This window comes from Streptomyces sp. NPDC032822 (genome assembly GCF_055578825.1).
The window spans coordinates 1-6,951 of record NZ_JBVIOL010000046.1; the positions used below are offsets into that span (position 1 = coordinate 1).

Annotated in this window: 9 protein-coding genes; 5 read left to right on the plus strand and 4 right to left on the minus strand. The window is 69.4% G+C overall.

Translation table 11 applies throughout. The features are described from left to right. Nucleotides 1-248 precede the first annotated feature (248 nt). Entirely contained in the window at nucleotides 249-383 is a 135-nt protein-coding gene (locus tag ACZ5VD_RS43690; protein WP_468686054.1) for a hypothetical protein, read from the plus strand. After that, nucleotides 380-730 carry a DUF6262 family protein gene (locus ACZ5VD_RS43695; protein ID WP_468686055.1) on the plus strand — a complete coding sequence of 117 codons (351 nt, stop codon included), beginning with the start codon at nucleotides 380-382 and terminating at the stop codon, nucleotides 728-730. Before ACZ5VD_RS43690 ends, ACZ5VD_RS43695 begins: the two co-directional genes overlap by 4 nt. Before the next feature lie 244 nt (nucleotides 731-974). Here ACZ5VD_RS43695 and ACZ5VD_RS43700 read toward each other — a convergent pair whose 3' ends face one another. Continuing rightward, entirely contained in the window at nucleotides 975-1,268 is a 294-nt protein-coding gene (locus ACZ5VD_RS43700) for a DUF6087 family protein (RefSeq protein WP_468686056.1), read from the minus strand. 13 nt (nucleotides 1,269-1,281) lie between these two features. Further along, a complete protein-coding gene (locus ACZ5VD_RS43705; protein WP_468686058.1) occupies nucleotides 1,282-2,649 on the minus strand; it encodes a Tat pathway signal protein in 1,368 nt (455 codons plus the stop codon). Between the two features lie 156 nt (nucleotides 2,650-2,805). Here ACZ5VD_RS43705 and ACZ5VD_RS43710 point away from each other — a divergent pair, with 156 nt between their 5' ends. From ACZ5VD_RS43710 to tgmC, 3 genes are read left to right on the plus strand one after another with little or no spacing between them, the layout of a single operon-like run. Next, nucleotides 2,806-3,072: a putative ATP-grasp-modified RiPP gene (locus ACZ5VD_RS43710; RefSeq protein WP_468686059.1), complete on the plus strand. Its 267-nt coding sequence runs from the start codon at nucleotides 2,806-2,808 to the stop codon at nucleotides 3,070-3,072. A 3-nt stretch (nucleotides 3,073-3,075) separates the two neighbouring features. After that, a complete protein-coding gene (gene tgmB, locus ACZ5VD_RS43715) occupies nucleotides 3,076-4,068 on the plus strand; it encodes an ATP-grasp ribosomal peptide maturase (RefSeq protein WP_468686061.1) in 993 nt (330 codons plus the stop codon). Beyond that, nucleotides 4,052-5,251, plus strand: a complete 1,200-nt coding sequence (tgmC, locus tag ACZ5VD_RS43720; protein WP_468686062.1) for an ATP-grasp peptide maturase system methyltransferase — start codon at nucleotides 4,052-4,054, stop codon at nucleotides 5,249-5,251. Before tgmB ends, tgmC begins: the two co-directional genes overlap by 17 nt. An 88-nt stretch (nucleotides 5,252-5,339) precedes the next feature. On the opposite strand, the gene ACZ5VD_RS43725 is transcribed toward tgmC, so the two are convergent. Both ACZ5VD_RS43725 and ACZ5VD_RS43730 read right to left on the minus strand, forming a co-directional pair. Continuing rightward, nucleotides 5,340-5,924, minus strand: a complete 585-nt coding sequence (locus tag ACZ5VD_RS43725) for a lanthionine synthetase LanC family protein (protein WP_468686064.1) — start codon at nucleotides 5,922-5,924, stop codon at nucleotides 5,340-5,342. After that, the gene (locus tag ACZ5VD_RS43730; RefSeq protein ID WP_468686065.1) at nucleotides 5,921-6,820 is read right to left on the minus strand and encodes a thiopeptide-type bacteriocin biosynthesis protein; all 900 of its coding nucleotides are present in this window, start codon (nucleotides 6,818-6,820) and stop codon (nucleotides 5,921-5,923) included. The genes ACZ5VD_RS43725 and ACZ5VD_RS43730 overlap by 4 nt, the downstream gene beginning before the upstream one ends. Between the last annotated feature and the right edge of the window lie 131 nt (nucleotides 6,821-6,951).

The following is a 6,951-nucleotide window of genomic DNA, read 5'->3' on the forward strand; positions in this document are numbered from 1 at the left end:
TGGGCGCCATCAACGTTCTACGGGCCGGGCTGGTCCATCGCAACGCCAACCCGGCATAGCGAGAAGCCCCCGGCTTCAGCCGGGGGAGGAGTCACCTCCCCTCTATCGAGGACCAGGTCCGCAGCCTGAAGGCGAACCTGGAAGTGGCCCGCGCCATGGGCGCGGCCGAATACACGATCAAGGGCATGTAGGGCGAGATCGCCGACTACCTGCGGGTCATCGGGAAGATGAAGGCGAAGATGGACTCCATGTCCGACGAAGAACGCCACGAGGTCGAGGAAGCCAGCAAGGTCCTGCGCCGCCTGCGCGCGGGGGTCGCCCGCTCCGGGCGGGTGCCGCTGCCCATGCCCATGGTCCGTCCTGCTGATGGGGCCAGCGCATGACCGCCAAGCGCACCCCGGCCGATGTGCTGCGCGAGGCGCGGAAGCAGGACAGCCTGGCCAAGCGGGCCAAGGTCCTCGCTGTTGTGGAGGACATGAAGGCGCAAGGCGAGCCGATCACGTTCCTGGGCGTGGCCAGGAACGCTGGAGTCTCGAACTGGCTCGTCTACGCCGAGGGCGTGCGCGAGCACATCGAGGCTGCCCGCAAGGGCCAGAAGGGGAGTCAGCGACGCGAACGGCAGTCCGGCACTTCAGCCAGTGCTGCGAGCCTCGCCGTCGACCTGGAGTTGGCACGAGCTGAGCTGAAGCGCCTCAGAGAGGAGCGGGACCGGCTCAAGGCAAAGGTTTAGCGCGGACTTGGACAGCAAGTCGGCCAGGCTGGCCATGCCGAACTCGTCACTCGCATCAACGAACTCACCGCGGCAAACCAGGAGCTTGCCCACAAGCTGACCCTCGCCGAAGCGGACCGGGACGGCCTGCAGACTGCACTCACCGAGGCCCAGGACGACCTGATCTCCGCCCGGCAGGCCCTGCGGAACATGATGCGCGACCAGAACCGTGACGCCCCATGACGTGAACCTCTCAGCGCGTCTTCTACTCCTCGCCGTCCACGGTGCCGAATTCCAGTGCATGCACCCATGCCTGGGCCGCCGCGAGGTCGGGCGCCGTCCCGGCAGGAGCGTAGGAGAAGCCATCCCACTCCTCCAGGGCCCTGGGCTCGTCTGGCCGGAGGTGGCTGGCACCGCCGTGCAGCGGTCGGTCGCGGCGGTACTGATCCAAGGGCGGGCGGCGCCGTTTCTCGTACGGCGTGAAGGGATCGGCGGGGTCGACGTGCGTGGTGGCGCGGGACGGCTGGTTCGGTGGCCCGGGTCGGCGGTGCTTGCCCATGATTCCGATGGTCTCAGGCCGCGACCGTTGTCGGCCTGGCGGCGGCGAGGTCTCTCGCCCGTCCCCGGACCTCTTCGACCGAGGGGGTGCGGTAAGGGCGGGCGGCGTCCAGCAGGGTGTTGAGCCGGGAGGCCACGAGCGCCGAGTCGATACGGGCAGCGTCGTCCAGCGCCTGCTGCGCAGCAGGCGCGGCCTGCTCGACCTCTCCCTCGTCGAACAGCGCGGCGGCCAGCCCGACGCGGTCCATGACGCGGACCCGGTCGAAGCCAGGGGCCCGCAGCTCCAGCGCGTCGTGGAAGCAGACGCTCGCGGGACCGTGCGGACGGCCGAGTGCAGCGAGGTCGCGGGCGGAGACGGCACGGGCGCCGGCGTGTTCGGCGGCGTCGAAGTACGCCACCCACGCGGGCACCTCGCCCAGGCCGTTTGCTAGAAGATCGTCGGCAGTGCCCAGATGTGTCTCGGCCTGGTACTCATCGCCGAGGGCCGCATGCACCCGGCCGGTCTGCGAGGCGACCAGGGCCTTCGCCGCAGGCCGGTCAGCCTTCGCGGCGGCCACTTCGAGGAGGTCGAGGGCATCGCGCGGGCGACCGAGGTAGATCATCTGGTGCGACATGCGGGTGACGATCTCCACTCCTCGGTCGCGCTGCCCGGCCTCGCCCGCCGCGTAGATGCCGTAGCTCCAGTAGCGCTGTGCCGTCGCATACCGGCCGCAATCGTGGCTGACCCATCCGGCGAGCGCGGCCAGGTCGGCGGTCGCGGCAAAGACCCGGGCCCGCAGGCTGGCCGGAACGCCGTCTTGAATGCGGCGGGCGACTTCGGCGAGCTGGGCGACGATCGCGGAGCGGTACAGTCCGCCGCCCTTGGTGGCGTCGGCTCGGGTGAAGAACGCGGTGACCTCTTCGAGCGCGGTGACGGTGTCGGTGTCGAATCCCTGGTGGGCGCGGTTCAAGGGCCGGGCTGTGCCCCCCAGCATCCGCTCGGCAGCGAGGATCAGCGGGGCCCCAACAGCGAGCTTGAGGGTTTCGCGGCGGTCCATGATCAGGTCCATCTGCGTCCATCCGGCCAGGGTCTGGGCGGCTGCTTCGGTCAGCGGCGGGACTTGGATCGTATCCAGAACCGCTCCGACGGCCGTGAGGCCAAGATCACCGGGAGTGAGCGGCTGGCCGACCGTCTCGGAGAGTACGGCGGCGAGCAAAGTGGGCACCGGCGGGCGGGGGCGTTCGCCGTCGATCCAGCGGCGGACGCGGGTGGCGTCCGGGGTGATCTGGCGGTGACCTTGGCGAACCGCTTCGGCGGCGACCCGGCGGGCAATCTCGCCGTGAGACAGGCCGGTCGCAGCGATCCACAGGGCGAGGTGCGGGTTGCTGGTCCTACTGGCCATAGGGTGCTCGCCCTCCCGACGTGATGTCACGGAGCGTGGCTATTCCGCGACAGTTCGCGACACCTACGCTACTGGTCAGAGCTCGTGCGGTGGGCAGATTCTGTTCAGGCGGGAGCCGTCCGGCTACCCGCCTGATGTGAGGGAAGGGGATTTCGCATGGTGACACTTGCACCCGAGGCTCCGTGGGCGATGCGACTGGTCACCGACCGGCTGCCGGTGGGTCCGCCGCCGTACGCGGCAGTGACGCTGGACGGGGCCACGCAGACCGCCCGCTACACCGACGCCGCCGGCCAGGTGGTGGAGATGGGCAAGCATGGCACCAACAGGACCAAGGGCACCGCCTCGGTGTCCGGCGGCGGCGACGGGCAGAATCCGCAGCCGCAGAGCCAGGACGACAACACCACCGACTACGAGTCGGACTGACCAGTGGCTCCCCTCGTTCTGGTCGTCACGTCCCTGGAAGACGTCACCGCCGACCTGGTCATCGCCGCACTCAACGAGCGCGAGGTGCCCGTCGCCCGGGTCGACCCGGCCGATATCGGGCCCGAACTGACTTTCGGCGCCCGCATCGGCGCCGGGGCATCGGTATGGGGCGGGCGGCTGCGTACGGCAAGCCGCGAGGTGGAACTGCGGGAGGTGGCGGCGGTGTACTACCGCCGCCCCACTCCGTACTCCGCACGGTTCGCCCACCTGCCCGCCCAGCAGCGCGACTTCGCCACCGCCGAGGCTCGGCACGGCCTCGGCGGTATCCTGCACAACCTGCGCGGCGCTCGTTACGTGAACCACCCGGCCGCCGTCAGCCGTGCGGACTTCAAGCCCGCCCAACTGCAAAGGTTCGCCGAACTCGGTCTCACCATCCCGGCGACGCTCGTCACCAACGACGCCGAGCAGGCACGGAAGTTCGCCGCTGAGCACGACCGCATCATCTACAAACCGTTCCGCGGCCTGCTCGCAGGTGAAGACGGGCACGCCGGAGCGATCTGGGCCCAGCGCGTCGATCCGGACACCTTCGACGACTCGCTCACCGTGATGCCGCACTTGTTCCAGGCCGAGATCCCCAAGACCGGCGACGCACGGGTCACCGTGGTCGGGCAGCAGGTGTTCGCCAGCCGGGTCGAAGCGCCGGACGGTGCCCTGGACTGGCGCCGAGGCGACTGGAACAACCTCATCCACACACCTGTCAGCGTCCCGGCCCCGATCGAGGCCGCGCTGCACAGCTACCTGGCCTCGTTCGGCCTGGCCTTCGGCTGTTTCGATTTCGCCCTCACCGGAGACGAACACCTGCCCGAATCTTGGACGGCCATTGAGTGCAATCCGAACGGGCAATGGGGCTGGCTGCCCGAAGCCCCCGCTATCACCGAGGCGTTCGCCGACATCCTGAGCAGAAAGGAGGCGGTGGCCTATGGCCATGCCCGCTGACCTTGAGACCGACGCGGCCCGCCTGCGCGAGGCCATGACGAAGTCCCTCGCCACGGATGACGTCTTCCCCGATCCGGCTTGGCACCAGGCGGTCCAGACGGTGCCCCGGCATCGGTTCGTACCCGGCTTCTACCTGCCCGCCGACAAGCGCAACGGGCAGGGGATGACCGTGTGGGAGCCAGTCACCGCCGAACTCGACTACGGCCGGTGGCTGGCCGCCGCATACTCCGACACCACGCTGATCACGCAGTTCGACGGCGACGAAGTGGACTGGAAACAGCCGACAGTCCGGCACGGCGGGGCCCCGACCTCATCGTCCACCCTGCCGTCGCTCGTGCTGCGGATGTGGGCGGACGCGGATGTCACCGAGGGGCACACGGTGCTGGAGATCGGCACCGGGACCGGCTACTCCACCGCGCTTGCGTGCGAACGCCTCGGTTCCGCCAACCTCACCAGCATCGAGGTGGATCCGCACCGCCTGGAGACGGCGGCGAACGCACTGTTCGGCCTGGGCTATACCCCTACGCTCGCGGTCGCCGACGGGCTGTACGGGTACTGGCCCGAGGCGCACTTCGACCGGATCGTGGCCGCCTGTTCCTTCCGCGCCGTCCCTCCGGCCCTCATCGCCCAGACCCGGCCCGGAGGCAAAATCCTCCTCACCCTCAGCGGCTGGCTCTACGGATACGCCCGCGTCCTGCTGACCGTCGGGGACGACGGCACCGCCGAAGGCCAACTGCTCAGCGGCACCGTCTCCTTCATGTCCGCGCGGACGCACGCCGCCCCGGCGTTCGGGAACCCCGCCCACTGGGCCGCCGGCCTCCCCGAGACCGGCCACACGGCGAAGCACAGCCCGGAGCGGATCACCGCCACCACAAAGGAAGCCTTCCATCTGCGGTTCCTCGCCCAAAGCGCCGCGCCGGACGCACAGATGACCATGGTCGGCGAGGTGGTGCACCTCGTCGACGTCATCACTGGATCCGCCGCTACCCTCACCCCACACAACGGAACCTGGCAGGTACGACAAGGCGGTCCGGTCAAGCTGTGGGACTGCATTGAGACGGTCCTGAGCGCCTACGACGCGGCGGGTCGGCCGAGCCCGGAAACGTTTCGGCTGCATGTTTACGACGGCGGGCAGTACCTGCGCCACCCGCAGATGCCCGACCTCCCTCTGGCGAGGCCCTGAGCAGGGCCGTACGCTCCAAGAGTCAGCCACGTAACTCATGTGACAGAAGGACATATTTCCCGCTGACCTGCGAGAGTCACTTGCAACCCTAGATAACCGTGATGCCGTGGGCAAGGCTGGCGTTGGCGTGTCCGCCGGGGGTGGCTGCCTCGTTGTCGGCCGGGGCATGGCCGGCCCACCAGCCGGGCAGCGGCCGTCCTTGGGAACCGGCCATTGGCTCAGTGAGCCGGACCAGGTACTCCAGGACGCGCTGCAGTTCTTGGCCGTGGGGCTGCCGGAGCGGCAGGAGGGCACCGATCCCCGTCAGGCCCCGGAAGAGGTCGTACTCGGCGAAGGCTGTCTGTCGCCCGTGGTCGATGCGTGCGTGCGCTGCGTCGACGCGACGCCGGGTGTGGGCCGCGATGACGTTGTCCAGAGTGTGAAGGGCGCCGCTGTAGCAGCTGCTCTTGTCGGCGGCCAAGTGCAGGACGAAGGCCATGGCGGGGGCGCCGAGGAACAGGTTGGCGTCATCTCCGTCGATGAGAGGGCCCGCGACGGCGAGCTTGCGGTGCACGACCTGGAACGTGGTGAGCCCGGCGGCGGCCCGCTCGACGTCGAGAAGGGCGGCCCCGAGAGGGCCGTGTGCGAGAGACTGCCGGGTGGCAGGGTTTGTGCCAGGCGGGGCGGCGGTCACTGCGGGGCTCCTTGTGAGCGGGTGATCCAGGACAGCGCGGCAGTGCGTGCCAGGCGGCGACAGGTGGCTTCGGCGCCGGCGCCGAAGCCCGCGGCGCGGTTGTGGTGCATGTGGAGCAGGGACGGCAGAACACTGACGGGATCGTGTCCGGCCTCTTCAAGGGCCTGCCGGTAGGCCGACAGGTGCGTACGGCGCAGCGCCCACACGTCGGCGACGTGGGCGCCTCGCGGGATTTCCCGGAAAGTGCTGGCTGCGGTGTCGGGGGCAGCGCTGAGGCGTACGGCCAGGGCTTGGACGTCGCGTGGGGCGGTTTCGCCTTCGTTCTTGAGGAAGTGGTTCGTTAACCACGTCCAGCCTGTTTGTGGGGATCCGAGGAAGCTGGTGGCGATGTCGACCGTGCTGGCAGCGGTGAGGGCTGGCCGGTGGCTGTCGGCGAGGGGCAGGACGAGTTGTGCGAGGGCTGCGGCGGAGTCCGTGGTGAAGTACCGCTCGGCGGCTTCCAGGACGGTTCCTGATCCGTACCGGCCGCTCTCCGGGGCTTCGGTGTCCCACTGCACTCGGTCGATCAGGCCCTCACTGCGCAGTTCGGATGCCCATGTCGCAACGCGTTCTGCTGCTTCGCCGAAGGCGTCCGCAGACCGCAGATTCAGGCGGAGGCGCACGTGGCTGTCGGGGTCGGCGTAACGGGTGAACCATAAGTCCGGCGCCCTCGTACCGAAGCCGATCAGCAGCCGCGGCAGATGAGAGGTCAGCACCTCGGAAGCCCGGTCGGCGTTGCCGTAGAGCTTCAGGTACGCCGATGGGGAGGCGCCGGGCAGCCGTGCGGAAGTGCGGCTGTGGATGGCGGTTGGCGGGTAGCCGGGGCGGGCTGTGGGCTGGTCGGAGGCGAATGCCATCGGGGCGTTTCTTCGTGGATACGCCCGGCTTCAGCCGGGGAGGAAACGAAGCTTCTGCGGAGCAGGGCAGGAAAAGCGGGTCCGCCCCCGGGGCGGACCCGCGTTGGCCGGTTACCGGCCACCGGCCAACA

Bases quoted from the DNA above. Each gene is read 5' to 3' on its own strand.
- ACZ5VD_RS43695 (WP_468686055.1), top strand. From the start codon at position 380: ATGACCGCCAAGCGCACCCCGGCCGATGTGCTGCGCGAGGCGCGGAAG.
- ACZ5VD_RS43730 (WP_468686065.1), bottom strand. From the start codon at position 6,820: ATGGCATTCGCCTCCGACCAGCCCACAGCCCGCCCCGGCTACCCGCCA.
- tgmC (WP_468686062.1), top strand. From the start codon at position 4,052: ATGGCCATGCCCGCTGACCTTGAGACCGACGCGGCCCGCCTGCGCGAG.
- ACZ5VD_RS43690 (WP_468686054.1), top strand. From the start codon at position 249: ATGTCCGACGAAGAACGCCACGAGGTCGAGGAAGCCAGCAAGGTCCTG.
- ACZ5VD_RS43705 (WP_468686058.1), bottom strand. From the start codon at position 2,649: ATGGCCAGTAGGACCAGCAACCCGCACCTCGCCCTGTGGATCGCTGCG.
- ACZ5VD_RS43710 (WP_468686059.1), top strand. From the start codon at position 2,806: ATGGTGACACTTGCACCCGAGGCTCCGTGGGCGATGCGACTGGTCACC.
- ACZ5VD_RS43700 (WP_468686056.1), bottom strand. From the start codon at position 1,268: ATGGGCAAGCACCGCCGACCCGGGCCACCGAACCAGCCGTCCCGCGCC.